This window comes from Paenibacillus silviterrae (genome assembly GCF_030167925.1).
Taxonomy (GTDB): Bacteria; Bacillota; Bacilli; order Paenibacillales; family NBRC-103111; genus Paenibacillus_G; species Paenibacillus_G silviterrae.
The window spans coordinates 4,003,374-4,030,128 of record NZ_JASKUT010000001.1; the positions used below are offsets into that span (position 1 = coordinate 4,003,374).

The 26,755-nt window shown below is 52.5% G+C and carries 29 protein-coding genes and 1 riboswitch; all 29 genes read left to right on the forward strand.

Annotated features, from left to right (window positions below; translation table 11 throughout):
- The first annotated feature begins 146 nt into the window (after nucleotides 1-146).
- The 29 genes from QMO62_RS18470 to QMO62_RS18610 all read left to right on the forward strand — a co-directional run bounded on the left by QMO62_RS18470 (nucleotide 147) and on the right by QMO62_RS18610 (nucleotide 26,716).
- Entirely contained in the window at nucleotides 147-746 is a 600-nt protein-coding gene (locus tag QMO62_RS18470; RefSeq protein WP_284643104.1) for a low molecular weight protein arginine phosphatase, read from the forward strand.
- A gap of 45 nt (nucleotides 747-791) precedes the next feature.
- Nucleotides 792-872, forward strand: a riboswitch (ZMP/ZTP riboswitch).
- 107 nt (nucleotides 873-979) lie between these two features.
- A complete protein-coding gene (gene rpiB / locus QMO62_RS18475) occupies nucleotides 980-1,438 on the forward strand; it encodes a ribose 5-phosphate isomerase B (protein WP_284643106.1) in 459 nt (152 codons plus the stop codon).
- Nucleotides 1,439-1,461: 23 nt separating this feature from the next.
- Nucleotides 1,462-2,043, forward strand: coding sequence for a TIGR01440 family protein (locus QMO62_RS18480; protein ID WP_284643108.1), 582 nt, complete (start codon nucleotides 1,462-1,464; stop codon nucleotides 2,041-2,043).
- 33 nt (nucleotides 2,044-2,076) lie between these two features.
- Nucleotides 2,077-3,324: a serine hydroxymethyltransferase gene (gene glyA / locus QMO62_RS18485; RefSeq protein ID WP_284643110.1), complete on the forward strand. Its 1,248-nt coding sequence runs from the start codon at nucleotides 2,077-2,079 to the stop codon at nucleotides 3,322-3,324.
- Nucleotides 3,325-3,499: 175 nt separating this feature from the next.
- Nucleotides 3,500-4,129, forward strand: coding sequence for a uracil phosphoribosyltransferase (gene upp / locus QMO62_RS18490; protein ID WP_284643113.1), 630 nt, complete (start codon nucleotides 3,500-3,502; stop codon nucleotides 4,127-4,129).
- Nucleotides 4,130-4,166: 37 nt separating this feature from the next.
- Nucleotides 4,167-5,309 (forward strand): non-hydrolyzing UDP-N-acetylglucosamine 2-epimerase, encoded by a 1,143-nt coding sequence (gene wecB / locus QMO62_RS18495; RefSeq protein ID WP_284643115.1) that lies wholly within the window; start codon nucleotides 4,167-4,169, stop codon nucleotides 5,307-5,309.
- 220 nt (nucleotides 5,310-5,529) lie between these two features.
- On the forward strand, nucleotides 5,530-5,766 hold the full coding sequence (locus tag QMO62_RS18500) for an AtpZ/AtpI family protein (RefSeq protein ID WP_284643117.1): 237 nt from the start codon (nucleotides 5,530-5,532) through the stop codon (nucleotides 5,764-5,766).
- Nucleotides 5,759-6,127 carry an ATP synthase subunit I gene (locus QMO62_RS18505; protein ID WP_284643119.1) on the forward strand — a complete coding sequence of 123 codons (369 nt, stop codon included), beginning with the start codon at nucleotides 5,759-5,761 and terminating at the stop codon, nucleotides 6,125-6,127. Before QMO62_RS18500 ends, QMO62_RS18505 begins: the two co-directional genes overlap by 8 nt.
- 37 nt (nucleotides 6,128-6,164) lie before the next feature.
- Nucleotides 6,165-6,932, forward strand: coding sequence for a F0F1 ATP synthase subunit A (gene atpB, locus QMO62_RS18510; RefSeq protein ID WP_284643121.1), 768 nt, complete (start codon nucleotides 6,165-6,167; stop codon nucleotides 6,930-6,932).
- A 93-nt stretch (nucleotides 6,933-7,025) separates the two neighbouring features.
- Complete coding sequence (gene atpE, locus QMO62_RS18515; RefSeq protein ID WP_284643123.1) at nucleotides 7,026-7,253, forward strand: F0F1 ATP synthase subunit C; 228 nt, start codon at nucleotides 7,026-7,028, stop codon at nucleotides 7,251-7,253.
- A 109-nt stretch (nucleotides 7,254-7,362) separates the two neighbouring features.
- Entirely contained in the window at nucleotides 7,363-7,848 is a 486-nt protein-coding gene (gene atpF, locus QMO62_RS18520; protein WP_284643125.1) for a F0F1 ATP synthase subunit B, read from the forward strand.
- Nucleotides 7,845-8,396, forward strand: a complete 552-nt coding sequence (locus QMO62_RS18525) for a F0F1 ATP synthase subunit delta (protein WP_284643127.1) — start codon at nucleotides 7,845-7,847, stop codon at nucleotides 8,394-8,396. The genes atpF and QMO62_RS18525 overlap by 4 nt, the downstream gene beginning before the upstream one ends.
- Before the next feature lie 15 nt (nucleotides 8,397-8,411).
- Nucleotides 8,412-9,926, forward strand: a complete 1,515-nt coding sequence (gene atpA, locus QMO62_RS18530) for a F0F1 ATP synthase subunit alpha (RefSeq protein WP_284643129.1) — start codon at nucleotides 8,412-8,414, stop codon at nucleotides 9,924-9,926.
- Between the two features lie 122 nt (nucleotides 9,927-10,048).
- The gene (gene atpG / locus QMO62_RS18535; protein ID WP_284643132.1) at nucleotides 10,049-10,906 is read left to right on the forward strand and encodes an ATP synthase F1 subunit gamma; all 858 of its coding nucleotides are present in this window, start codon (nucleotides 10,049-10,051) and stop codon (nucleotides 10,904-10,906) included.
- A gap of 133 nt (nucleotides 10,907-11,039) precedes the next feature.
- Nucleotides 11,040-12,446: a F0F1 ATP synthase subunit beta gene (gene atpD, locus QMO62_RS18540; RefSeq protein WP_284643135.1), complete on the forward strand. Its 1,407-nt coding sequence runs from the start codon at nucleotides 11,040-11,042 to the stop codon at nucleotides 12,444-12,446.
- 242 nt (nucleotides 12,447-12,688) lie between these two features.
- Nucleotides 12,689-13,093, forward strand: a complete 405-nt coding sequence (locus QMO62_RS18545; protein WP_284643136.1) for a F0F1 ATP synthase subunit epsilon — start codon at nucleotides 12,689-12,691, stop codon at nucleotides 13,091-13,093.
- A gap of 203 nt (nucleotides 13,094-13,296) precedes the next feature.
- Entirely contained in the window at nucleotides 13,297-13,662 is a 366-nt protein-coding gene (locus QMO62_RS18550) for an NADH-quinone oxidoreductase subunit A (protein WP_284644979.1), read from the forward strand.
- Nucleotides 13,647-14,165, forward strand: a complete 519-nt coding sequence (locus QMO62_RS18555; protein ID WP_284643138.1) for a NuoB/complex I 20 kDa subunit family protein — start codon at nucleotides 13,647-13,649, stop codon at nucleotides 14,163-14,165. Before QMO62_RS18550 ends, QMO62_RS18555 begins: the two co-directional genes overlap by 16 nt.
- A complete protein-coding gene (locus QMO62_RS18560) occupies nucleotides 14,162-15,103 on the forward strand; it encodes an NADH-quinone oxidoreductase subunit C (RefSeq protein WP_284643140.1) in 942 nt (313 codons plus the stop codon). Before QMO62_RS18555 ends, QMO62_RS18560 begins: the two co-directional genes overlap by 4 nt.
- 6 nt (nucleotides 15,104-15,109) lie before the next feature.
- Complete coding sequence (locus tag QMO62_RS18565) at nucleotides 15,110-16,210, forward strand: NADH-quinone oxidoreductase subunit D (RefSeq protein ID WP_284643142.1); 1,101 nt, start codon at nucleotides 15,110-15,112, stop codon at nucleotides 16,208-16,210.
- The gene (gene nuoH / locus QMO62_RS18570; protein ID WP_284643144.1) at nucleotides 16,210-17,217 is read left to right on the forward strand and encodes an NADH-quinone oxidoreductase subunit NuoH; all 1,008 of its coding nucleotides are present in this window, start codon (nucleotides 16,210-16,212) and stop codon (nucleotides 17,215-17,217) included. Before QMO62_RS18565 ends, nuoH begins: the two co-directional genes overlap by 1 nt.
- A gap of 33 nt (nucleotides 17,218-17,250) precedes the next feature.
- Nucleotides 17,251-17,694 (forward strand): NADH-quinone oxidoreductase subunit NuoI, encoded by a 444-nt coding sequence (gene nuoI, locus QMO62_RS18575; protein WP_284643146.1) that lies wholly within the window; start codon nucleotides 17,251-17,253, stop codon nucleotides 17,692-17,694.
- Nucleotides 17,695-18,225 (forward strand): NADH-quinone oxidoreductase subunit J, encoded by a 531-nt coding sequence (locus QMO62_RS18580; protein WP_284643148.1) that lies wholly within the window; start codon nucleotides 17,695-17,697, stop codon nucleotides 18,223-18,225.
- Nucleotides 18,226-18,228: 3 nt separating this feature from the next.
- Nucleotides 18,229-18,549 carry an NADH-quinone oxidoreductase subunit NuoK gene (nuoK, locus tag QMO62_RS18585; protein ID WP_284643150.1) on the forward strand — a complete coding sequence of 107 codons (321 nt, stop codon included), beginning with the start codon at nucleotides 18,229-18,231 and terminating at the stop codon, nucleotides 18,547-18,549.
- 55 nt (nucleotides 18,550-18,604) lie between these two features.
- Nucleotides 18,605-20,488: an NADH-quinone oxidoreductase subunit L gene (gene nuoL, locus QMO62_RS18590; protein ID WP_284643151.1), complete on the forward strand. Its 1,884-nt coding sequence runs from the start codon at nucleotides 18,605-18,607 to the stop codon at nucleotides 20,486-20,488.
- A complete protein-coding gene (locus QMO62_RS18595) occupies nucleotides 20,478-22,100 on the forward strand; it encodes a complex I subunit 4 family protein (protein ID WP_284643153.1) in 1,623 nt (540 codons plus the stop codon). Before nuoL ends, QMO62_RS18595 begins: the two co-directional genes overlap by 11 nt.
- Before the next feature lie 4 nt (nucleotides 22,101-22,104).
- Nucleotides 22,105-23,619, forward strand: coding sequence for an NADH-quinone oxidoreductase subunit N (locus tag QMO62_RS18600; RefSeq protein ID WP_284643155.1), 1,515 nt, complete (start codon nucleotides 22,105-22,107; stop codon nucleotides 23,617-23,619).
- A gap of 183 nt (nucleotides 23,620-23,802) precedes the next feature.
- Nucleotides 23,803-26,319, forward strand: coding sequence for a S8 family serine peptidase (locus QMO62_RS18605; RefSeq protein WP_284643157.1), 2,517 nt, complete (start codon nucleotides 23,803-23,805; stop codon nucleotides 26,317-26,319).
- A gap of 145 nt (nucleotides 26,320-26,464) precedes the next feature.
- The gene (locus QMO62_RS18610; RefSeq protein ID WP_284643159.1) at nucleotides 26,465-26,716 is read left to right on the forward strand and encodes a DUF1146 family protein; all 252 of its coding nucleotides are present in this window, start codon (nucleotides 26,465-26,467) and stop codon (nucleotides 26,714-26,716) included.
- The last annotated feature ends 39 nt before the right edge of the window (nucleotides 26,717-26,755 follow it).

The window sequence follows — 26,755 nt, forward strand, 5'->3', positions numbered from 1 at the left end:
GCGGCTGCATTCCCCTATCCATATTTATCTCCATTTGAGGTACAATAAGGAGTAGGGTATCGATGTAAATCGGCATCATCCAAAGCATGAAGGAGACGGCACGCAGCCGATCCTAATCTTCTTAACAAGGAGGCAGGCCCATTCCGATGAAGCATAACAAAAGGATTTTGTTCGTCTGCACCGGCAACACCTGCCGAAGTCCGATGGCGGAAGGCATGATGCGCTTGCTGCTGCAGGAGCAAGGACTTCAAGATATGGAGGTGCGCTCGGCGGGAGTGGCGGCCTATGATGGTACGGCGATGTCCGATCACGCAGCGACCATACTGAAAGAGAAGGGCTTCGGGGAGGAGCTTCGATCCACTCAGCTGAATGAGACGCTGGTGGATTGGGCGGACTTGATTCTAACGATGACGAATAATCATAAGCGTCATACGATTCAGCTCTATCCGCATGCGGTGGACAAGGTGGCAACCTTGAAGGAATACGTTGATGATAAGCTGGAGGCGGCAGGCAAAATCGCAGAGATGAACAGCTTGCTCACCGAGCTGCAGCTGAAGCGGGCCTTGGCGCAGCCGGTGACCGACGAAGAACGGGCGCGTCTGATGACTCTGGAGCGGGAGCTTCCGAATCAAGACATCGCCGATCCGTTCGGCGGGCCGGTGTCGCTTTATCGGCAGTGCGCCGTGGAGATTGAGGAGCAGCTTCACAAATTGGTCCGAAAGCTGAAGCAAGGCGGGCAACAATAGGGCTTTACAGAGCCGCCGGAATCCGATATGATAAATGTATCAAATAAGACCTGATGTAACTGGCGACGAGTGGAACCAACCACAGTGGAGCATCAGGGAATACGGCCGGTCGCCTGGGCAAAGAGCATTGGAATGCTGTGAACAGCATTCGACATGCTCTTTTTTCGTTTTTGTCGAAGCTTTCGGTTATAATGGAGCTATGGAAATATCAATCTCCAAGGAGGACGAAAGTTATGAAGGTAGCCGTAGGCGCAGATCACGCAGGTGTACGCTTGAAGGATGAATTGATCAGCTTTATCGAATCGCTGGGACATCAAGTGGAGGATCTCGGTTGCAATTGCACCGATTCCGTTGACTATCCGGACTATGCGATCGCGGTATGCGAGAAGGTGACGCAGGGGGAAGCGGATAAGGGAATTCTGATCTGCGGAACCGGGATCGGAATGACAATCGCGGCGAACAAGGTGCCGGGTATTCGCTGCGCTTTGGTTCACGATCTGTTCTCGGCGAAGGCTACACGGGAGCATAATGATTCGAACGTGCTGGCCATGGGAGAGCGTATTATCGGCCCCGGCGTTGCACAGGAAATCATCCGGATCTGGCTCGAAACGGAGTTTTCCCAAGGCGAGCGCCATCAGAACCGTGTGAGCAAAGTGAAGGCGATCGAAGATAAGTTCGCACTTCATCCATAGGTCGGGAAGAGGGGGAACGAACGATGACGGTTCAGCTTTCCCAGATCAAGGAGCAGGTAAGGCAAATTATTGAGGAGCTTGCACGCGCAGGAGGCCTGGAGCGGGAACAGCTTCTCGTGATCGGCACCAGCACCAGCGAGATTCTCGGTCACCATATCGGTACCTCAGGAACCGAGGAGGTTGCTCGTCACATTTACGAAGGAGTCGAGGAGGCCCGGCAAGCGATCGGCTTCTACCCGGTCTACCAATGCTGCGAGCATTTGAATCGAGCGCTTGTTATAGAGCGCGATGCGATGCGCAGGTATCAGCTGGAGCAGGTTTCCGTCATCCCGGTGCCGAAGGCCGGAGGTTCGATGGCATCCTATGCCTACAAGCATCTCCGGGAGGCGGTCGTCGTTGAAACGGTGCAGGCTCATGCGGGCATCGATCTCGGAGGTACTTTGATCGGCATGCATCTCAAGCGGGTAGCGGTGCCGTATCGGCCGTCGATCCGAACCATCGGACAGGCGACCGTCCAGGCGGCCTATACCCGACCTAAACTGATTGGCGGAGCTAGAGCGGTGTACACCGCAGAAGCACCCCATCCAGACAGCAACTGCAATTAATTATATACATCAATCATTGGGGAGGAATTTACCATGGAACAATTACGCAAGCAGGATCCTAAAATCGTAGAAGCCCTGAACCTCGAGCTCGGCCGTCAACGCGACAAAATCGAGCTGATCGCATCCGAGAACTTCGTTAGCGAAGCGGTGATGCAGGCCATGGGCACTGTGCTGACGAACAAATATGCGGAAGGTTACCCAAGCAAGCGTTACTATGGCGGTTGTGAATACGTGGATATCGTGGAGGATATTGCCCGTGACCGTGCGAAGGAGCTGTTCGGTGCCGAGCATGCGAACGTTCAGCCTCACTCCGGCGCACAAGCGAACCTTGCCGTTTACTTGGCGGCAGTCAACGCAGGCGATACCATTCTGGGTATGAACCTGGCGCATGGCGGTCACTTGACTCACGGCAGCCCGGTAAACGCATCCGGTATTCTTTATAACTTCGTGGCTTACGGCGTAAGCGAGTCCGACTCCCGCATCGATTATGATGATGTTCGTAAGGTAGCTTTCAAGCACAAGCCTCGTCTGATCGTGGCTGGCGCAAGTGCTTACCCTCGCATCATCGATTTTGAGAAAATGGCGCAAATCGCTAATGATGTAGGCGCGCTGTTCATGGTAGACATGGCGCATATCGCCGGTCTGGTTGCAGCCGGCTTGCATCCGAATCCGGTGCCTTATGCTCATTTCGTTACAACGACAACTCACAAAACGCTCCGCGGTCCTCGCGGCGGTATGATCCTGTGCCGAAAGCCATGGGCTGCAGCGATTGATAAAGCGGTGTTCCCAGGTACACAGGGCGGTCCTCTAATGCACGTGATCGCAGCGAAGGCCGTTGCGCTTGGCGAAGCACTGCAGCCTGACTTCAAGACGTACGCCCAGAACGTAGTGACTAATGCGAAGGTATTGTCCGAAAGCTTGCTCGCCGAGGGTGTGAACCTGGTGTCCGGCGGTACGGACAACCACCTGATGCTGATCGACCTGCGCAGCCTGAACATTTCCGGTAAGGATGCGGAACACCTTCTGGACGAAATCGGCGTAACGGTGAACAAGAACGCCATTCCTTTCGATCCGGCGAAGCCGATGATCACAAGCGGTATCCGTGTTGGTACGGCGGCTGTGACTTCCCGCGGTATGGACCAGGAAGCGATGAAGACGATCGCCAAGATCATTGCGTTGACGCTGAAGAACCCTACCGATACGACAGTGCATGAGAAGGTTCGCGGTATGGTGAAGGATTTGACAGCGCAGTTCCCAATGTACCCGGGCTTGGGCTATTAATAAATAGGGAGGCAGCCACAATGGTGGCTGCCTCCGTTTATTTTTTGCGAACAGGCCGCCTTGAGGCGCCCTTTATTCTATGTGTGAAAACCATAGGTAATTCGATTAGAATATTTTAGGTACCCTGTGGTATAATAGATAAGATTTTGGGTTTTTCATAGGGGGAAGCAGGAGTATGGGAAAAGTGTTTGTATGCGATCACCCGCTGATTCAGCACAAGCTGACCTACATACGGGATGAGAATACGACAACGAAGGATTTCCGGGAGCTTGTCGATGAGGTGGCCACCTTGATGGCCTATGAAATTACTAGGGATATTCCTTTGGAAAAGGTAGAAGTTCGCACGCCGGTAGCAACAACCGAGTGTCGTGTCATCTCCGGCCGCATGCTGGGATTGATTCCGATTCTGCGTGCAGGACTAGGCATGGTGGACGGCATTCTGAAGCTGGTTCCTGCGGCGAAGGTAGGTCATATCGGCTTGTATCGCGACCCGCAAACGCTTCAACCGGTGGAGTATTACGCGAAGCTGCCGACGGACGTACAGGAGCGGGAGCTCATCGTAATCGACCCGATGCTGGCAACCGGCGGCTCGGCCAATGCAGCCATTCAAGCGCTGAAGAACCGCAACTGTACTCAAATCAAACTGATGTGCTTAATTGCCGCACCGGAGGGCGTACAAGCTGTTCAACAGGCCCATCCCGATGTGGATATTTATGTTGCCGCCATTGATGAATACCTGAATGACCACGGATACATTATTCCGGGGCTGGGGGATGCCGGGGACAGGCTGTTCGGCACGAAGTAAAGCTGATGATGCTTAATGAGGAGAGGAGCTTCCTAGCATGAAGAAAACGAAGGTCATTACGATTTTTGGAACGAGACCCGAGGCCATTAAGATGGCACCGCTCGTCAAAGAGCTGGAGAAGCATCCGGAACAGATCGATTCGCTGGTATGCGTAACCGCGCAGCACCGCCAAATGCTCGATCAAGTGCTTGATATTTTTCAAATCAAACCGAATTACGACCTCGATGTGATGAAGGATCGCCAGACGCTGAACGAAATTTCGATTCGCGTGCTTCAAGGCCTTGATCCTGTCTTCAAGGAAGAGAAGCCGGATCTGATTCTGGTGCACGGGGATACGCTGACGACCTTCCTGGCCAGCTATGCGGCATTCCTGCAGCAGATCCAGGTAGGCCATGTGGAAGCGGGGCTTCGTACATGGAACAAGCTGTCGCCTTATCCGGAGGAAATGAACCGGCAGCTGACCGGAGTGCTGGCGGATCTTCATTTTGCTCCGACGGACTGGTCTGCGGGCAATCTGCGGAAAGAAAACAAATCGGAAAAGACGATCTTCATCACAGGCAATACGGTTACCGATGTGTTCCAGTATACGCTGAAGGAGGACTTCCATCATCCGGTTCTGGAATGGGCACAGGGCAAGCGCCTCGTGCTGATGACAGCGCATCGGCGGGAGTCGCAAGGAGAGCCGCATCGTCAGATATTCCGTGCGGTTCGTCGTCTGGCCGATGAGTTTGAGGATATCGCAATCGTATATCCGGTTCATCTCTCCCCTGCGGTAAGGGAGCCGGCTCATGAAATTCTCGGAGGTCATGACCGCATTAAGCTGATCGACCCGCTCGATGTGTTCGAGCTTCACAATCTGTACCCGCATACTCACATGATCCTTACGGATTCGGGTGGCTTACAGGAGGAAGCGCCGTCGTTCGGCGTACCGGTGTTGGTTCTACGTGAAACAACGGAGCGTCCGGAAGGCATCGATGCAGGGACGCTGGAGCTGGTTGGAACGGATGAGCAGAAGGTGTATGATCGTGCCCGCGCTCTGTTAACCGACCGGGCATTGTACGACCGGATGAGCAAATCAGCCAACCCTTACGGCGACGGGAAAGCCTCCGAACGCATCGTAGATGCCATCTTGTACCACTTCGGGCACACCAAAGAAAGACCGGAACCGTTCCAACCGTGACAATCTCATGACAAACGTTACAGCATACAGTGCTACTGTTTGGTTTGAAGACGCGGAAACCCTTGGTATTACTGGGTTTGCGTGATTTAGGTCACAGACGGTACACAATTATGTGTAATTGACAAAGCGTCCTACGCTTAGCTAAAATAAACTAGGGTTACGGTAGACATGGAATGTAAGCGGCCAACAAAGCCCACATGTCGGCAGTGTTAGGAGGATTATGAAGAGATTCCGTTCGAAGGATAATCCCTGGCGTGCCGTCGCGATGCTTGGCGGTATCGGTGTTGACCTTGGCGTTTGCATGCTTGCCGGTTTTTGGCTGGGCGATTGGTTCAGCGATTACCGGGGCGGAGAGCCGATCTGGATCGCACTTGGAATGATGCTCGGTTTTATTCTAGGCATTGTCAGCGTGGTCCTAATCATTCGACGCGTAATGCAAGGAGGCTCCAATGGATGAGTTTGCAGCCCATCTGAAAACGGTTCAACGCTTTGTGTGCCTTTTTTTGTCCGTGTGCTTCTTTGCGTGGGCATTACTGCCGGCTTATCGGCCGATCATCGCGGGTTTGATTTTGGGGACCGTTTTTAGTTTCGTGAACGCTATGTACTTGGCTTGGAAAATTCGTCAGCTATCGGAGAGCGCCCTTCAGGGCAAGCGAAAGCGAGGCCTGGGATTCGGTAACAGGACGGCGATTGCGATCATTGCTATGATCATCGCTTACAAATTGCCGGAGCACTTTGCCATGTGGTCTGTGATCGCAGGTTTAATCTCCGTTCAGTTGGCAACACTCCTATTGGGTATTATTTCAAATAAAAAATAATTCCATCATGCCTTGGAAAGGGGTGAAACTACTACACATGCATGAATTTCCGATAGTCAATTGGTTAGGTCTGAGTTGGGATTTGTCTGTCGTCATTACCATTTCAGTAACCTGCTTAATTGTACTAATCCTCTCCATTGCCGGAACGCGCAATTTGTCTGTACACAACCCCGGCAAATTACAAAACTTCTTGGAGTGGTTAGTCGAGTTCGTTCACAATATCATCTCCAGCTCTATGGATATGAAGAAGGGTAAGACCTTCATTATGCTCGGCATTACGCTGATCATGTTCATTTTCGTGGGCAACATGCTGGGACTGCCGCTTGTCATCATCACGGATGTTACCGGACCGATTCCGCAATTAGGCATCACGAAAGAGGAATACGATGCTGCGCATGCAGCAGGGAAGCATCTTGGGCTGAGCTGGTGGAAATCTCCTACAGCAGACTTGTCCGTGACGATGGGTCTTGCCTTCATGGTCATCTTCCTGGTGCACTTCCTAGGATTGACTCGCAACACCAAGCATTATCTTCGCCATTACTTTGAGCCGTACGCTGTGATGTTTCCATTGCACATCGTTGAGCAGATTTCCAAGCTCTTGACGCTCGGTATGCGTCTATTCGGTAACATTTTTGCCGGTGAGGTTCTCATTGGGGTGATTCTGCTTGCCGGGATCGGAGGGGTAATCCCGCTGATCATATGGCAAGGCTTCTCGGTCTTCGTCGGGGCGATCCAAGCGTTCGTTTTCACGACGTTGACGATGGTTTACTTATCTCAGGCACTCGAAAAACACGAGGAACACTGACATGCGGACGGCTTAAGCGAGTTATCCACTTGACCGCAACCGCTTTTTAACACCACAAACCTAAATTTTATTATTCTAAGGAGGATTTACACAATGGCAGGTATGGCATTAGCAGCAGCAATCGCAATCGGTTTGGCAGCACTTGGTGCAGGTATTGGTAACGGTTTGATCGTAAGTAAGACAGTTGACGGTATCGCTCGTCAGCCAGAGCAAAAAGCTACTCTTCAAACAGTTATGTTTATCGGTGTAGGTCTCGTCGAGGCGATTCCAATCATCGCGGTTGTATTCGCATTGCTCTTCACTTTCGTAATCCAACCTTAATAGCGCACAAGGCGGGGAAGCCCTCTAAGCCTCCACGCCTTCCTTTTGTCCGAATGCTTGCATTCGTGTCTGGATTTGCCAATAGCCCCTTGAAGGGAGTGACGTATAGATGCATTTCAATATAACTTCGTTCGGTATTGCCATCGTGTCCTTTTTGGTATTGATGTGGCTGATCAGCAAATATGCTTTCGGTCCATTGATGGGGATCATGGAGCAACGCCGTCAACTGGTGAAGGATCAGCTTGATAGCGCGGAATCGAACCGCAAGCAAGCCGATGCCCTCCTTGCTGAGCAGAAGGCTGCCTTGGAGCAAGTGCGCAGCGAAGCGAAGCAAATGATGGAGCAAGCCCGCGTAACCAGCAGCAAGCAGGCGGAGGACATTATTCAACAAGCGAAAGAAGAAGCGAGCCGTCTGAAGCAGGACGCGCTTCGTGATATCGAGACGGAGAAGAACAAGGCTGTTGCCGCTCTGCGTAGTCAGGTGAGCGCCATGTCCGTTCTGATCGCCTCCAAAATTATCGAAAAGCAAATCGATGAGAAGTCGCAGGAGCAGCTGGTTGAGCAATACCTCAAAGAGGTAGGAGGCAACCAATGAGCAAGGACATCATCGTAGCCAAAAGATATGCCAAAGCACTGTTCGCCGCCGCCAAGGATCAAAATCTGGTCCAGCAGGTTGAGGCAGAGCTGAAAGCTATAATTGCTGTGCTTCAAGAGCAAAGAGATCTGCATAAGCTGATTCAGCATCCAGGTGTTGACGTGTCGGCGAAGACGAACCTGCTGAAGGAAATTTTCGGCGGTACGGTTTCGGAGCTCGTTTTCGCTACGCTGGTTCTTCTTGTGGAGAGAAGAAGAGAAGGTGCATTGGAAGCCGTAGTGGATTCCTATGTTGCCATTGCCAATGAGGCGCTAGGTCAGGCGAATGCAACGGTTTACACGCCGGTAGCTTTGTCTGAAACGGAGCTCTCCGGCATTGCGGCAGCCTTCAGCCAAATTACGGGCAAACAAATCCGTGTGGAATCGGTTCTCGATAAAAGCTTGCTGGGCGGCATTCAAGTTCGGATCGGCGATCGTCTGTATGACGGAAGCTTGTCCGGCAAACTTCAGCGCCTGGAAAAAACGTTGAATCAATCTCAAGCACTGTAGATAGGGGTGAGCAAGTTGAGTATCAAACCTGAAGAAATCAGCACGCTGATTAGACAGCAGATTGAAAAATATAAGTCTGACATTCAAGTCGTTGACGTTGGTACGGTCATTCAGGTCGGTGACGGTATCGCCCGTGCACACGGCCTCGAGAACGTAATGGCGGGTGAGCTCGTAGAGTTCTCCAACGGCGTTTTGGGTTATGCGTTCAACCTGGAGGAAAGTAACGTTGGTATCGTTATCTTGGGCCCTTACACGGATATCCGTGAAGGCGACCAAGTAAAGCGTACCGGCCGTATCATGGAAATCCCGGTTGGCGAAGCTTTGCTCGGCCGTGTGGTTAACGCACTAGGCCAACCGGTAGACGGCAAAGGTCCAATCGAAACAACGACCTTCCGTCCGATTGAGTCCCCGGCTCCGGGCGTTATGGCGCGTAAATCCGTACATGAGCCAATGCAAACCGGTATCAAAGCGATCGACGCGATGATCCCAGTTGGTCGCGGTCAGCGCGAGCTCATCATCGGTGACCGTCAAACGGGTAAAACCTCCATTGCCGTTGATACGATCATCAACCAAAAGGGCAATGGCGTAAAATGTATCTACGTTGCGATCGGTCAGAAGCAATCTACGGTTGTAGCTTTGGTTGAAACGCTTCGTAAAGCAGGCGCACTCGACTATACTATCGTAGTAACGGCGTCCGCTTCCGAGCCGGCTCCGATGCTGTGGCTTGCTCCATATGCTGGCTGCTCGATGGGTGAATACTTCATGTACAAAGGCGAGCACGTGCTCGTAGTATATGACGATTTGTCCAAGCAAGCGGCTGCTTACCGTGAGCTTTCCTTGCTCCTCAGACGTCCTCCGGGTCGGGAAGCTTACCCAGGTGACGTATTCTATCTGCACTCCCGTTTGCTGGAGCGCTCCGCGAAGCTGAACGATGAGCTCGGCGGCGGTTCGATGACTGCATTGCCGTTTATCGAGACGCAAGCGGGCGACGTTTCCGCATATATTCCGACGAACGTGATCTCGATCACGGACGGTCAGATCTTCCTGGAGTCCGACTTGTTCTACTCCGGTCAGCGTCCAGCCGTTAACGTCGGTATCTCGGTATCCCGTGTAGGGGGTTCCGCTCAAATCAAAGCGATGAAGAAGGTTGCCGGTACGCTCCGTCTTGACTTGGCGCAATACCGTGAGCTTGCTGCGTTCGCAGCGTTCGGCTCCGACCTTGACAAAGCGACACAAACTCGTTTGAACCGCGGTATTCGTACACTCGAGCTGCTAAAGCAGGGTGTTAACCAGCCGATGCCTGTTGAGAAGCAGGTTGTAGCGATCTACGCTGTAACGAGAGGTTATGTTGATGAACTTCCGGTACAAGACGTGCGCCGTTTCGAGGCTGAGTTCCTGGCATACCTCGATTCCAACCGTCCGGAGATTCTTACGAACATCCGCGATACGAAGGATCTCACGTCGGATAACGAGAACGCATTGAAAGATGCGATCGCACAGTTCAAAAAAGGATTCGCTCCTTCTGCGTAATAAACCTAAGTGAAGAGCTCTTCTTTCGAGGAAAGAGGAGCTTGGCGCTTGGTCGGATAATGATAAATGGCTTATCGATTGGGGCTCCCTAGCGGGGCGCTTGGAGAGAGAGGTGAGCAGGCATGGCTAAAGGTATGCGCGAGATTAAACGCTCGATTAAATCGAAGCAAAATACGCGCCAAATTACGAAGGCGATGGAGCTGGTTGCTGCTGCGAAGCTGAAAAGAGCGCAGGATGCAGCGCAGTCTTCCCGACCTTATGCGGAGAAGATGAAAGAGGTCGTAGCGAGCATTGCGGCAGGCACGAAGGGTGTGAAGCACCCGATGCTGCAAAGCCGGGCGATTAAGAGAACAGGGTATCTCGTGATCACATCTGACCGCGGTTTGGCCGGTGGTTACAACGCGAACGTGCTTCGTAAGGTAACGGCTACGATTAAGGAAAGGCATACATCGACGAATGAGTATTCGATTTTTGTAATCGGCCGTAAGGGTCGCGACTTCTTCAAGAAGCGCAACATTCCGATCGTAGAGGAAGTCACCGGATTACCGGATTCCCCTTCCTTCGCTGATATTAAATCAGTAGCGTCGGCAGCGGTCGGCAATTTCGAAAACGGCACGTACGATGAGCTTTACCTTGTATATAACGAGTTCAAAAACGCAATTACGCAAATTCCTGTAATGAAGCGGCTGCTTCCGCTTGAGGATGTCAGCGTAAGCAACACTGCGAATTACGAGTATGAGCCGTCCCCGGAAGGCGTACTTGAAGTACTGCTTCCGAGATATGCGGAAACATTGATTTACAGTGCGCTCTTAGACGGTAAGGCAAGTGAATTTGGGGCAAGAATGACAGCGATGAGTAACGCAACGAAGAACGCATCGAAGATGATCAGCTCGCTGACCCTTGTTTACAACCGTGCCCGTCAGGCTGCTATTACCCAGGAAATTTCGGAGATCGTAGCCGGAGCAAACGCACAAGCGTAAGAACGGATTTTTAAAGCAGTTTTACTAAGGCAAAACGTAGGTTTAGCTTACGAAGTAGTTTCGTTAAAGCGAAACTTAGGTTATGCTTACGACGCAACTTTGCCCAAGGGCAAAGTTTTTAGGAGGGAAAACAGTGAGCAAAGGGCGCGTTGTTAATATAACGGGACCGGTTGTCGACATCGAGTTCGAGCGTGGACACCTCCCTGAGATCTTGAACGCAATCAAGATTGAAAGAAAAGCGCAAAACGCAAGTGAACAAGACATCAAACTGACGCTGGAAGCGGCCGTTCATCTTGGTGACAACATGGTTCGCTGTATTGCGATGTCCACTACGGACGGTCTGGTGCGTGGTACCGAGGCGATCGATACCGGAGCTCCTATCACCGTTGCCGTAGGTGCAGCGACTTTGGGCCGCGTATTTAACGTAGTAGGCGAGCCGATCGACGGCGACGCTAACGTCGATCGTACGCTGAGCAGCCCGATCCATAAACCGGCTCCTGCGTTCGAGAACCTTTCCACGCAAGCGGAAATTCTCGAAACCGGGATCAAGGTTATCGACCTGATGGCTCCTTATGCCAAGGGTGGTAAGATCGGTCTCTTCGGTGGTGCGGGTGTAGGTAAAACCGTTACGATGCAGGAGCTCATTCACAACATCGCACAAGAGCACGGCGGTATCTCCGTATTCGCGGGCGTAGGCGAGCGTACTCGTGAAGGTAACGACTTGTACCATGAAATGAAGGACTCCGGCGTTATCTCCAAAACGGCGATGGTATTCGGTCAGATGAACGAGCCGCCAGGCGCGCGTCTTCGCGTAGCTTTGACTGGCTTGACAATGGCAGAATACTTCCGTGACGAAGAGGGCCGTGACGTACTTCTGTTTATCGATAACATCTTCCGCTTTACTCAAGCGGGTTCTGAAGTATCCGCCTTGCTCGGCCGTATGCCTTCCGCGGTAGGTTACCAGCCGACACTGGCTACCGAGATGGGTCAGCTGCAAGAGCGTATCACTTCCACGAAAAAAGGTTCCGTAACGTCGATCCAAGCGATCTACGTTCCTGCGGATGACTATACGGATCCGGCTCCTGCTACGGCGTTTGCTCACTTGGATGCAACGACGAACCTGGAGCGCGGTATCGCAGCGAAGGGTATCTTCCCTGCGGTTGACCCGTTGGCTTCCTCCTCCCGGATTCTGACACCGGAAATCCTGGGCGAAGAGCACTACCAAGTAGCGCAAGGCGTTAAGCGTCTGCTTCAGCGCTATAAGGAATTGCTCGATATCATCGCGATCTTGGGTATGGACGAGTTGTCCGATGAGGACAAATTGGTCGTACACCGTGCGCGTCGCGTAGAATTGTTCCTGTCTCAGCCTCTGCACGTTGCGGAAGCGTTCAACGGGATCCCAGGCTTGTACGTACCGGTTAAAGAAACCGTGCGCAGCTTCAAGGAAATCCTTGACGGCAAGCACGACGATCTTCCTGAACCGGCGTTCCACAACGTGGGCACAATCGAAGACGCTGTCGCTAAGGCGAAGACGCTCTAATATAAAGGTAAGCTTTTGTTGAAAAAGGTTATGCTTTTTATTGCCTCGGCAGTCCGTAGTGCCGTAGGGAAAAAGAAGCTTCGCGCGAGTTTTATTTTTCGATCCATTCCTATCCTATTCTAATCAGGGATCGAAAAATAACTGTCTGAGGTTAGCGAAGCTCTTTTTCCCGGAGGCCGTCGGATGCCGATGCAATAAGTAGCTCCACCTTTTTCACAAAAAGCTTCGAAAGGGGAATCCAAGTGAGTACATTCCTGCTGGAAGTGGTAACCCCGGAACGCAAGGTGTATTCCGATCATGTCAACATGATCATCGCTAAAGGTGTCGAAGGGGAGCTTGGGATTCTGCCGAATCACATTCCGCTAGTCACTCCGCTGAAGATCGCTCCGTTTACTGTGAAGAGACAAGGCCAGAAGGACGAAGTCATCGCAGTGCACGGCGGTTTTATGGAAGTGCGGAAGGACAAGGTGGTTATTTTGGCGGAAAGCGCCGAGCTGCCGGGTCAAATCGATATCGATCGGGCGCAAGCAGCGAAGGAACGTGCTGAGAAGCGCTTAGCGGCGAAAAGAGATGAGATCGATTTCCGTCGTGCCGAATTAGCGCTGCAACGCGCCATGAATCGACTTGACGTATCTGGGAAACAATAGTATAAGGAACGGGAAAAGCGGGGGAAATGGGTTCCTTCGCTTTTTTTTGCATCTGGGGGAGTAGAAACTGTTTCGTGCAGGAAGGAAAATGTTAGACACCCCTTAGGGCTTTTGATATAATTGTTAGGGCATATATGGAAGGAATTAGCGCAGGTCAATCTTGCGCTATACAAATGGATAAGGCAGGAGGCGGTTCGTTTACGATGTACACGAATAACTACGTGGTCGTTGCGATTTTTCTGTTCTTGGGTGTGCTGCTTCCCATAGCAGCGCTTACAATCGGTAAACTGTTACGACCGAACAAGCCGACAACAGAAAAGTATACGACTTATGAAAGCGGTAACGAGCCGGTGGGTGAAGGACAAGTACGCTTTAACATTCGGTACTACTTGTTCGCCTTGATGTTTGTTATTTTCGATGTTGAAACTGTTTTCTTGTATCCGTGGGCCGTTGCGTACAAGCAATTGGGCTTGTTTGCGCTTGTGGAGATGTGCATTTTTATCGGATTGTTGATCATAGGATTAGTTTATGCCTATAAGAAGAAGGTGCTGCAATGGACTTCAATCTAGAATCAATTTCGCCAGAGGAACGCCAGGAGCTGGAACGCAACGTATTTATGACAACGCTGGAGCAGGTAAAGGCATGGGCCCGAAGCAATTCGCTTTGGCCGCTTACGTTCGGTCTGGCTTGCTGTGCGATCGAGATGATGGGAACGGGCGCCTCGCATTATGACTTGGACCGCTTCGGTGTCATCTTCCGTACCTCGCCTCGGCAATCCGATGTTATGATCGTTGCAGGTACCGTCACGAAGAAGATGGCTCCGCTGCTTCGCCGTCTCTATGATCAGATGCCGGAGCCGAAGTGGGTTATTGCCATGGGTTCATGTGCAACCGCAGGAGGCCCGTACGTGAAGTCGTATGCCGTGGTCAAAGGGGTAGACCAGGTTGTGCCTGTAGATGTATACATCCCAGGCTGTCCGCCGAATCCGGCGGCGCTTATCTACGGGATCAACAAGCTCCAGGAGAAGATCCGCTACGAAGCGAAAACCGGTAAGCAGGTGACGAATGCATGAGTGACGAGGTCAAAAAGAACCCGGACGCGGAAGACGTGACCGCTCCGGAAGAGCAGAAGCCGAAGGGAGAGGCTGCGGCTGAATCGACTGCGCCGAGCGGTGAGGCGCAGTCAGGAGGAGGCGTCGGCAGCCCGGCCGACGTGCGTGTGGCCGGCGGCGCCGGAGAGCCGCCGACGGGCGATGCGGCGCGCGAGCCGCAGCCGGGCGTAAGCGCCGACGCAGGCGAAGCCGCAGCCGGTGCCGCAGGCACGGCGGAGGCTGCTGCGGAGGCGAAAGCGCCGAAGGCGGAGCCAGCCGCAACAGGGGAGCCGAGCGACCCGCCGGCAGTTGAGCGGGCGGCCCCGACGGACGCGGAGAAAGAGGCGAAGGCGAAGGCCGCCGCCGAGGCGAGAGCCGCGCGGGCGAATGCGCGCGCAGCCGCCAAGGAAGGCGATGCGCCGGAAGCGCCGAAGGAGCCGTCGCCGAAGCAGCCGTTGTTGGATCGCGCCGCAGCGATTCTGCGGGAAGCGGTCGGCAGCGATGCGGTGGAGCAAGCCTTTATTAATGAGAAGAACGATCACATGCCATGTCTTGTGGTGAAGAATGATCATTGGTATGAAGCAGCCAAGGTGCTGCAGCAGCATCCGGAGCTAAAGCTGAACTACCTGCGCAACCTGTCCGGTGTCGATATGGAAAGCCACATGGAAGTGGTATATCATCTCATATCACTCGAGAGCAAGCAGGAATACAGTATTAAGGTGAAGACGGACCGGGATAATCCTTCCGTGGCATCGGTAACGCCGTTGTGGCCGACGGCGAATTGGAATGAGCGGGAAGCGTATGACCTGTTCGGGATCGATTTCCCAGGTCATCCGGACCTGCGAAGAATCATGATGTCTGACGATTGGGTCGGCCATCCGCTGCGCAAAGATTATGAACCGCTTGACCCGGAGGTGTAGGACACGTTGATTAGAACGGAAGAATTGCTACTAAACGTAGGTCCGCAGCATCCTAGTACACACGGGGTATTCCGGATTGTCGTGAAGCTGGACGGCGAGGTCATTACGGAAGCCAACCCGGTGATGGGTTATCTGCATCGGGGTACGGAGAAGCTGGCGGAAAACTTGACGTACACCCAAATTATCCCTTACACGGACCGGATGGACTACGTGTCGGCGATGACCAATAACTACGTGCTGGTGAACGCCGTAGAAAAATTGATGCAGCTCGAAATTCCCGAGCGTGCGGAGTATCTCCGGCTGATTGTCATGGAGCTGCAGCGCATTGCCAGCCATATGGTATGGTGGGGCACCTATTTGCTCGATATCGGGGCGATGAGCCCGTTCTTGTTTGCTTTTCGCGACCGGGAAATCATCATTAATTTGTTCAACGAGCTGTGCGGCGCCCGTTTAACGTACAACTACATGCGTGTCGGCGGAGTGAAATGGGACGCGCCTGAGGGCTGGATTCAGAAGGTCCGCGATTTCGTTCCGTATATGAGAGAGAAGCTGGAGGAATATCACCAGCTGGTGAGCGGCAATGAAATTTTCTTGGCGCGGATCAAGGGCGTCGGAAAATACGATGCGGAAACCGCCATCGCGTATGGCTTAAGCGGCGCCAATCTGCGCTGTACCGGCGTGAATTGGGATTTGCGCAAGGCGCAGCCTTATAGTATCTACGATCGATTCGATTTCGATGTTCCGGTATCGACGAACGGAGATTGCTATGACCGGTACGTGCTTCGCCTGGAAGAGATTAAGCAGTCCCTTCGCATTCTGGAGCAGGCCGTCGAGCAATTCCCTGCCGAGGGAGAAATTATGGGCAAGGTGCCTCGTGTGCTTCGTCCGGCGGAAGGGGAAGTGTACTCGGCCATTGAATCTCCGCGGGGGGAGATCGGCTGTTATATTATTTCCAAGGGCAAGGATAAGCCGTATCGCCTGAAGTTCCGGCGTCCGTCCTTTGTGAATTTGCAAATCTTGCCGAAGCTCCTGGTCGGTGAAACCATGACCAACTTAATCACAATTCTCGGCGGTATCGATATCGTCGTCGGGGAGGTGGATGCGTAATGATGGATTTATTGGAGCAGCAGCTGACTTGGACGAACTTTGCCATCCTTTTCGGCTGGGGAGTCGTTCTGCTTCTCGTAGTACTCGGTTTCGTTACGTATGCCATTTACTTTGAGCGGAAGGTCATCGGGTGGATGCAGCTGCGGATCGGTCCGAATCGCGTAGGTCCGCTGGGACTTCTACAGACAGTTGCCGACGTAACGAAGCTGCTGATTAAGGAAGATACGATACCGCATAAGGCGGAACGGGAGCTTTTTATATTGGCTCCGGTCATTACGTTCATTCCTGCCTTTACGGTCATCGCGGCCATTCCTTTTGCACCGAACCTGCTGTCGAGCAATATGAATGTCGGCATTCTGTACTATGTCGCCCTGTCCGGGATTTCTACCATCGGTATCGTGCTTGGGGGATGGGCGTCCAATAACAAATATGCGCTGCTTGGCGGGATGCGGTCCGCTGCACAGATGATCAGCTACGAGATTCCACTGGTTATCTCCGTCGTTGGCGTCATCATGATGACGGGCAGCATGAATTTGAATGCGATTGTCCTGCAGCAGGAGGGCGGCTTCTGGCATTGGAACTTCCTCCCGCAGATTATCGGGTTCTGTGTTTTCATCGTAGCTGCGGTTTCTGAGCTGAATCGTACACCGTTCGACTTGCCGGAGGCGGAGTCGGAGCTCGTAGCGGGGTATCATGTTGAATACTCCGGCTTCCGGTTTGCCTTCTTCATGCTGGCCGAATACGTATACGTGTTCGCTATCGCAGGCCTGACGACAACCTTGTTCTTAGGCGGATGGCATGCACCGTTCCCATTCCTTAGCTTCATCCCGGGAATCATCTGGTTCTTGCTGAAATTTTCTTTTATCGTGTTCTGCCTGTTCTGGTTCCGCGCAACGCTTCCGCGTATCCGTGTAGACCAGCTGATGGGACTCGGCTGGAGAGTATTGCTGCCGCTGGCGCTGGTGAATATCTTCGTTACAGCGATTTATATGGCGATCGCGATGTAAAGCGTTGCAACGCTTGGAAAGGGTGAAACAGTCATGAAAGGCATTATCAAGGGGCTCGGCTTTACCCTGAAGGCCATGACGCAGAAAAAAGTAACGTATGCGTACCCCGATGTTCCGCTCGAGATGCCGGACCGCTTCCGCGGTATTCAGCATTTCGACCCTGAAAAATGCATCGTCTGCAACCAATGCGCGCGCATTTGTCCGACCGAGTGCATCAACCTGATCGGGAAGCCGAATCCGGACCCGGAGAAAAAGGGCAAGGTCATCGACACGTACGATATTAATTTCGAAATCTGCATCCTTTGCGATTTGTGTACGGAGGTATGTCCTACGGAAGCGATCGTAATGACGAATAACTTCGAGCTCAGCACCTACAGCCGGGACGATCTGTTCAAGAACCTGCAGTGGCTGAACGAGAACAATCAGAACATCCGCAAGGAAAACAACTCGGCGCTTCCGAAAGGCGGGGCGAAGTAGATGATTCAGAACATCGGCAATTTTTTATCGAGCGGGGAAAATATCGCCTTTTTCCTTTGCGCACTGCTGGCCATCGGCGGAGCGATCTTCATGATCAGCTTCGAGAAGGTCGTGCACATGGTGCTGGCGCTCGCCTGTACCTTCATAAGCTTGGGTGCGCTCTATGTCGTGCTGGAGGCGGAGTTTGTCGCATTCGTACAAATTCTGATCTATGCCGGTGCCATCACCATTCTGATGATCTTCGGGATTATGATGACAAAGCATAAAGGCGCTGAGGAAGAACCGAAGCGGCCGGCGCATAACGTGCTGGCTTTTATCGGATGCCTGGCGCTCTTCGGATTGATCTTCTATGCGATTCAAAATTCCGAGCTGCCTGCTTCAGCAGGAACCTTCCAGGCAGGGCAGGACAACACGATGGAGATCGGCAAGCTGTTATTCGGCGCTCATGTCATTCCATTCGAATTGATGTCTGTTCTGCTGACGGTGGCCTTCATTGGAGCCATTATCGTGGCGAAGAGGGAGGAGGACTAACGGATGGAGTTCAACAGCGGACTGGCTACACCTTATCTGACGCTGGCAGCGATTCTGTTCTGTATCGGTCTATACGGCGCACTGACGAAAAAGAACGCGGTCGTGGTCCTGCTGTCCATTGAGCTGATGCTCAACAGCGTGAACCTGAATCTCGTCGCATTTTCCAAATTAGGTGTGAACCCGAACTTAACCGGTCAAATCTTTAGTTTGTTCAACATAACCGTCGCAGCGGCGGAAGCGGCCGTGGGCATTGCCATCTTGATTGCTCTCTACCGCAATAAAGGGACAACGGATGTAAATGAAATGGATTCGTTGAAACGATAAATTGTACGCTTACGAAGTGCTTGCGCTTAGCAAGCTTTGAGAAGGGAGCAGCACTATGGTATCGGCTTATTCGCAATACGCCTGGCTCATCCCGTTGTTTCCGCTGCTGTCGTTTCTAATCCTGACGGCGGTAGGACGGCAGCTGAAGGATGTGGGCGCCTATATCAGCATTGTGGCCGTGTTTGCTTCGTTTGCCCTGTCAGTGCTTATTTTCATTGAGCGCGTCGGAGGTCAAGTCGGAGACTATACATGGAACCAGCTGCACTGGCTGAAGCTGGGCACGACAACACTGACAATGGGCTTCGAAGTAACCAACCTGAATGCTTTAATGCTGGTGGTGGTTACGCTCGTCAGTTTGCTGGTCAATTTGTATTCCAAAGGATACATGCACGGAGATGAACGGATCAATACGTTCTTCGCATACATAGCCTTATTTACCTTTTCGATGCTGGGACTCGTTATATCCGAGAACCTGGTACAGTTCTTTATTTTCTGGGAGCTGGTCGGCGTTTGTTCGTTCTTGCTGGTCGGGTTCTGGTATTTCAAGCCGGAGGCAAGAGCTGCCGCGAAAAAGGCGTTTATCGTCACCCGTATCGGGGATGTCGGTTTATTCATTGCCATTCTTCTGTTGTATAAAGTCATGCCAAACCACGCGCTGGACTTTAATTCTATTCATAACGCTTTCTCCAGCGGAGCCATCTCAGCAAGTATGGCAACGACCATCGCGATCTTGATTTTCGTAGGGGCGGTCGGCAAATCGGGTCAGTTCCCGCTGCATACGTGGCTTCCAGATGCGATGGAAGGTCCGACGCCGATCAGTGCGCTGATCCATGCCGCTACGATGGTAGCTGCAGGTGTCTACTTGGTGGCTCGTACCTATGAAGTATTCATTGCTTCTCCAACGGCCTTAACGGTGGTAGCGATTATTGGAGGCTTCACAGCGATTTTCGCAGCGACCATCGGTACGGCGCAGAACGACATCAAGCGGATTCTCGCTTATTCCACCGTCAGCCAATTGGGCTACATGATGATGGCACTAGGTCTTGGTTCGACGATTGCGTATACGGCGGGCATTTTTCACCTGTTTACCCATGCATTCTTCAAAGCCTTACTGTTCTTGGGGGCGGGCAGCGTCATTCACGCGGTACATACACAAGACATCCATGAGATGGGCGGCATCGGCGGCAAAATGAAGATCACCACATGGACCTTCGCCATCGGTACGCTGGCTCTTTCCGGGATTGCGCCCTTGTCCGGCTTCTGGTCCAAGGATGCGATTCTCGCGGAGGCTTATCATCACAATCAGCTGCTGTTCTGGATCGGATTGATCGCTGCGTTCTTCACAGCCTTCTATATGTCCCGATTGTTCTTCCTGGTGTTCACGGGCAAGCCCCGCCACCATGCGGATGTACATGAATCACCGGCCTCTATGACCATACCTCTGCTTGTCTTGGCGGTATTGGCTGTAGCAGCGGGCTTTGTCTTTACACCGTTCAACCCATGGCTTGGCACGTGGCTTACAGGGGAAACGATTGAGGAGCATGCGAACTGGGTTGTGATCCTATTATCGAATCTGGTAGGTCTGCTGGGCATCGGTCTCGGGTATTTACTCTATGTGAAGAAATCACTCGACCCGAATGCACTTCCAAGCAATGCTCCTTGGCTATACCGGCTGCTGAATCGCAAATATTACATCGATGAGCTGTATCAAGCCGTTATCGTAGTTCCGTTAGGGGGCCTCGGCAAGCTGCTGCATCTGTTCGATGTGTATGTTGTAGACGGAGTGGTTCGCCTCTCGAGCTATGCGGTCTGGGGAATCGGTCGTCTCGGATCCCGAATGCAGAACGGGCAAATGCAGTCCTATGGATTGGCTACCCTGCTCGGATTGCTTATTCTGATCTTGGCGATTGCAGGAAGGAGGTTCATCGATGCCGGATAATTTCCCTATACTTTCACTGATCACGTTTACGCCGCTCATCGGTGTTCTCGTTCTTATGTTCCTGCCCAAGACACAAGGAGGCATGATCAAGGCGGTAGCGATAACCGCTACCTTGATACCGCTTGTGCTTTCCGGCTGGCTCTACTCGCAGTTTACCAATCAAAATGCGGGTCTCCAGTTCCGTGAAGATGTACCTTGGATCGTCGTTCCGCTGAATAAGGAGACCTTGAACGGGCTAACCTCCTTCTTCTTCGAATTCAAGTATTCCATGGCGGTGGACGGCTTGTCACTGCCGCTTGTGTTCTTGACTGCTTTGGTCGCAACGATGGCGGCTCTTGCTTCGGTCTATATCAAGAAGCGCTGGAAATCGTACTTCATTCTTTTCCTCCTATTGGAGACAGGGATGTTCGGGGTGTTTCTGGCACAGGATTTGTTCCTGTTCTTCGTGTTCTTCGAAATTACGCTCATTCCGATGTTCTTCCTTATCGGGATCTGGGGCTATATGGACAGGGAGCGGGCTGCAAATAAGTTTTTGATCTACAACGGTCTTGGTTCGGCTGTTATGCTGATTGCCTTCCTGATTCTCGTAAGCACAGCCGGCTTCAATCAGGTGAATGATGCTAACGGAGCTTCCTTGTTCTATAGTGGAAGCCTGCAGGTGATTCAGGAAAACCTGTTACAGAATGCAAATGCGCTCGTGAACCAAGGGGAGATTCCGGATAATCCGTTTTTCCTGAGTGAAACAATGAGATGGGCTCTCTTTATTCTGATGCTCGTCGCTTTCGGCATTAAGCTGCCGATCTTCCCGTTCCATACATGGATGCTGAAGGTGCATACGGAAGCTCCTCCGTCCATTGTTATGATCCACTCGGGAATTCTTTTGAAAATGGGCGCCTACGGACTTATCCGCTTTGGGATTCTGCTGTTTCCTCAAGAGGCTTATGCATGGGCTGGCGTTCTCGCAACGCTGGGCGTCATCAACATTATTTACGGGGCTGTGCTGGCCTTCGTGCAGAAGGACTTCAAGCTGGTGCTTGCGTATTCCAGTATCAGCCACATGGGTATCGTGCTGCTCGGACTCGCTGCATTCAATATGGAAGGCATGGAGGGGGCCATCTTCCAACTTGTGTCTCACGGCTTGATCTCGGCGCTCATGTTCCTTCTGGTAGGTGCGATTTTCGAGCGTACGCAGACGACGCGGCTGGATGAGCTGGGCGGATTGGCGAAGTCGATTCCGTTTATTTCAGGAATTTTACTGGTTTCCGGTATGGCCTCTTTAGGTCTTCCGGGCTTGTCCGGTTTTATTGCCGAATTTATGGCGTTTCTCGGCTTGTTCCAAAGAATTCCGGCAGCCGCCGTTGTCGGGGCGCTTGGCATTATTCTCGCGGCCGTCTATGTGCTTCGCGGGGTGCTCGGGATCACATACGGGCCTGTCCGCGTGGAGCGGCCCGAAATGCGCGATGCCCGTCTCATAGAGGCGATTCCGATGATTACGCTCGTTGCCTTTATCGTTGTTCTCGGGATCTACCCGAGTGTAGTAAGTGAACCGCTTCATCACACCGTCAGCGGCTTCGATCAATTCATTCGAAGCTTAGCGAAGATGGGAGGCTAGACCGGTGGAACCATTACGTCTTCAAGTTAGCGATCTGGGACTGCTGGCACCGGAGCTGACGCTTGTCACCGCTGCTGTGGTACTTTCCCTGTTAGATCTATTCCTGCCGCGGAACGTAAGCCGTACGTGGCTTGGATATTTGTCTCTTCTCGGTATTGTGGTTTCCGCCTTCTTCGTGGTAACCTATCTGGCTCCTGCAGAGCCGAAGCAGCTGCTTAACTACAGCTACCGCATCGACGATTTCGGTAATATTATTAAGCTGATCCTGCTTACCGGCGCAGGTCTCATTACACTCATGAGCCTTGGTACGGTAAAGGAAGAAGAAGTCCATCACGTCGGGGAATATTATTACCTTCTGCTTCCGGCTACACTAGGCGGCATGATCATGGCGTCCTCGGGCGACTTGATCACCCTGTTCGTAGGTCTTGAGTTGCTCAGCATCACATCCTACATTTTGGTAGCGATGCGTAAAAAGAGCCTCACTTCCAATGAAGGGGCCTTCAAGTATATTGTCCTTGGGGGCATTTCGTCAGCGATTATCCTGTACGGGATGTCGTTCCTGTACGGTATTTCCGGCTCGACGTCGATCCAGGAAATTAACGCTGCCGTAGGCCAGTCTGCCGCGACGTCGCTGCCCTTTATTTATCTGAGCTTCTTCCTGCTTCTCGCAGGCTTTAGCTTCAAGGTGGCGGCAGCACCGTTCCATATGTGGGCTCCGGATGTGTATCAAGGTGCTCCTACACCTATTACCGCCTTCTTGGCGACGGTATCGAAGGCAGCCGCCTTTGCCATCCTGTTCCGCGTCATGTACGGCGTATACGGCGTCGGCGAGCTCATGGGCCAGCCGGTTCATGGCGATGTGCTTACAGCCTTAATGGTCGTGGCTGCACTGGCTATGATTATCGGTAACTTCGTGGCGCTGCGCCAAACGAATATGAAGCGTCTCTTGGCCTACTCGGGAATAGCCAACTCCGGTTATTTGCTCGTGCCGATCGGCATTCAGTTTTCGATGGTGCACTTCTCTAACTTCTCGGAGTTCGCCTTTTACCTGATCGCGTACCTGTTTATGAACATCGGGGCTTTTGCGCTGATCATGATTCTGGAGCGATCGACGGGGGAAGACACACTGAACGGACTGGCGGGCTTGTATTATAGAGCTCCCGCAACGGCTATCGCTGCCGTATTGCTTGTCCTTTCCTTGGCAGGCTTACCGCTATCAGGGGGGTTCTTCGGAAAACTGTACATTATGATGGGGACACTGCAGACGCAGCATTATTGGCTTGCGGCAGTCTTAATCGGGACCAGCGTCGTGTCCTTCTACTACTATTTCGGATTGATCCGTCAGATGTTCATGCGCAGCGAGCTGGAGTCACGTGAAGTGATCGTGCCGCTGCCGTTAGGGATTACCCTCTGGCTGTGCGCCGGGATCAGCTTGTTGCTCGGGATTGTACCGCATTGGGTGCTTGGCTACATCGAGCGTATCTTCTCCTTAACGCAAGACTTGTTTTTCTTCTATTAAAAATAAATCAAGCCGTTTCTTCAGTAATTTACCTGAGGAGGCGGCTTTTTTCATACCTGTTTTCAACAGTTTCGTGACATTAGAGCTGAGAGCAACGTTAGGTTCTCTTTTCCAGTTGCAGGGAGCCTAGGTGCACTATAGAATTAGATATGATTGTTTCCAAGGGGAAAGGAAACCATATCTATGAAACCTACTAGATTTACATATGTGCTGACGATCCTACTAAGCCTATGGTTCCTGGCATCCGGGCAGACGTCGGCGAATGCTCAGCTTGCAGATGACCCGTTCTATGAAAAACAAACCTATTTAAAGCAAATTGGCATAGAGGAAGCTTGGAAGGTAACGAACAGCAACACTAACATCATTATTGCTGTGGTTGATACCGGCGTGGAGCTGGACCATCCGGATCTGAAGAAGAATCTGGTGCCCGGTGTGAATCTGGTGCAGCCGGGCTTGATGCCGGCCGATGATAACGGACATGGTACTAATGTGGCCGGTGTGATAGCGGCCCAAGGCAATAACGACCGGGGGATATCAGGCATTCTATGGAACGCCAAGATTATGCCGATCAAGGCGCTGGAAGCAGATGGAACCGGGGGAGAAGCCAAGCTGGGGGAAGGCATCCGATATGCGGTGGACCACGGAGCCAAAATTGTGGTACTGTCGCTTGGCTTGAATAAGTACTCGGATTATATGAGCGAGATTATCAGCTATGCCGAGGAACGCGGTGTGCTGCTGGTCGCTGCCACCGGGAATGAAGGCAATGTGGTGAAATACCCTGCTGCGTACTCGACGGTGCTGAGTGTAGGCGGTATGGGTGTGGATGGACGGGTTCATGACCGGTCCAACAGGGGGCCTGAGCTGGACCTGGTTGCACCTTGGGATGTGTTCACGACCGCGATGGGTCATTCGTACGAATACATGGACGGCACCTCCATGGCGGCTCCCCAAGTTGCAGCGGTAGCGGCGCTCGTATGGAACAAGTACCCATGGTACACTCCCTTTGAGATTCGGCAGCTGCTGCGGCAGACGGCTGAGAACCTGGGAGACGCAGGCTGGGACCCGGAGACCGGCTTCGGGCTGCTGCGTGCCGACCGGGCATTGAAAGAGCCGCTGCTGGCGGATATGTATGAGCCGAATCAGCGGAAGGACCAGGCGAAGCCGATCTCGGTAAGCCATCGGGTGGGCGCTGCTTTCTCAAGCGGAACGGATACCGATTGGTACTACTGGGACTCGATCTATGATGGAGCAATGGACTTGAGATTCGTCATGGAAAGCGGGGTTTCCGTTCAGCTGCAGTACACGGATGCCAACGGAGTTCTAAGCAGCAGAACCGTTGCAGCGGGACAAACCTTGACGCTCCCCGTTCGCAAAGGACGAAGCTACATCCAATTGCAGCTTAGCGATCGCAATCGTAAGAATGAAACAAAGTATCAGCTGATCACCTCCTTCGGGATGAATGCCGATGCTTATGAGGACAACGATAAGCAATACAAGGCGTTTGTTCTTCCTGCGCGAAGCCAAACGATTAAAGGCACCTTCCATCAGTGGAATGATACCGACTGGTTCGAGCTGCCGATCCCGGAATCGGGGACCTTGGGAATCCGTTTAACCACGGATACCGCCAGAATGGACCCTGTCCTTCTGGTGCAAAAGCAGGGGGAGCGCTCTGTGGTTTATGACGACGGGGATGACGGGGAAGCGGAGTCTGTTTATTTGTCCCAAGTCTTCCCCGGGAGCTATTACCTTCGGGTGACGAACGTAAAAGAATACGCCAATCCTGTAGTAGGCGAATATACGCTTACGATTGAGTATAATGCGCGTTTGCTTGATCCTCACGAGCCGAACAACCGATCTTATCAAGCGACGACTGTCTCTATGGATACGGTCTACAGCGGCTTGCTGGATCGGGCGGACGATATCGACTGGTTCCAATTCCGGGTGGATGAGGAGAGTCTGGTGACGATTCGGCTGAATGATATCCCAGCCCCGGCAAGCATTTATATGCACCTGTACGACGGTACTTTGAAGCCGATGGCATCGTCAATGAATGCGACGTATCAGGCGGATCAGCAGCTGAAGGGACGATTCAGTCCGGGCATTTATTATGTGAGATTGACAACCAATTTGCCTTTCACCGACCGAATGTACCAATTCCAAGTGGATGCAAAGCCCTTGGACGGCGGGTATGCCGACATTCGTTCGCACTGGGCGCTGCCGGCGATTCTCACGATGACGAAAAAACAAATTGTAGAGGGCTACGGCGACTACCTGTTTCAGCCGGACCGGCCGATCACTCGCGCTGAAGTGACAGCGGTGCTTTCACGCGCTTTTCACTGGAGCAAGCAGCGGCCGATTCAGTATCGCGACCTGGATCCGAACCATTGGGCGTACGAATACATTAGTAAAGCCGCGCAGGCCGGCGTCGTGGATGGATATCCCGACGGGACCTTCGCTTCAGACCAGCCGGTGAGCCGTATGGAAATGACCGCGATGCTGGCGAGAAGCATGAATATGACAGGCAAGCATCGTGGGCTGCTTCCTTTTACCGACGTAGATGAGACCTACTGGGGGACGGGTCTGCTCAAGCAGATGAAAGCGGAAGGCTGGATTACGGGGTATGAAGACGGTTCGTTCCGTCCGGACCAGCAGGCAACAAGGGCTGAATTCGTTGCCATCCTGGCGAGAATTCTGCCATAATGGGGTATGGAACATTTTGCATCATTCGGAACCACTTGTGCGATTAAACCGGCGGCGGGCTGGGTAAGTATGCATGACGGACAGCGCAGAGCCCAGCCTGCCTGAATCAGGCTTGATTTGCACGGCAAGGAGGACCGTTACGGTCATGGAATACGTCGATCAAATGAACAATTCCCTTGGAATCAGCGGCGTGCTTAACATATTTATTGCACTAATGTGTATCGGGTTCTCCTGGTGGGCATTGCAGGGGATCAAGCTCGAGGCCATTTTTAAGCATCCGAAGGGTCCGCAAGCGAAGCTGCTGCAAATCTTTTTATCGGTGGCGCTAGGCTATCAACTGGCACGCTTTATCATCGACTACCTGCAGTGGTCGACCTGGCTCGGGGGAATGTTCTAAATGCATTCCATCCGAATAACCAAGGACAATATTGTCAAC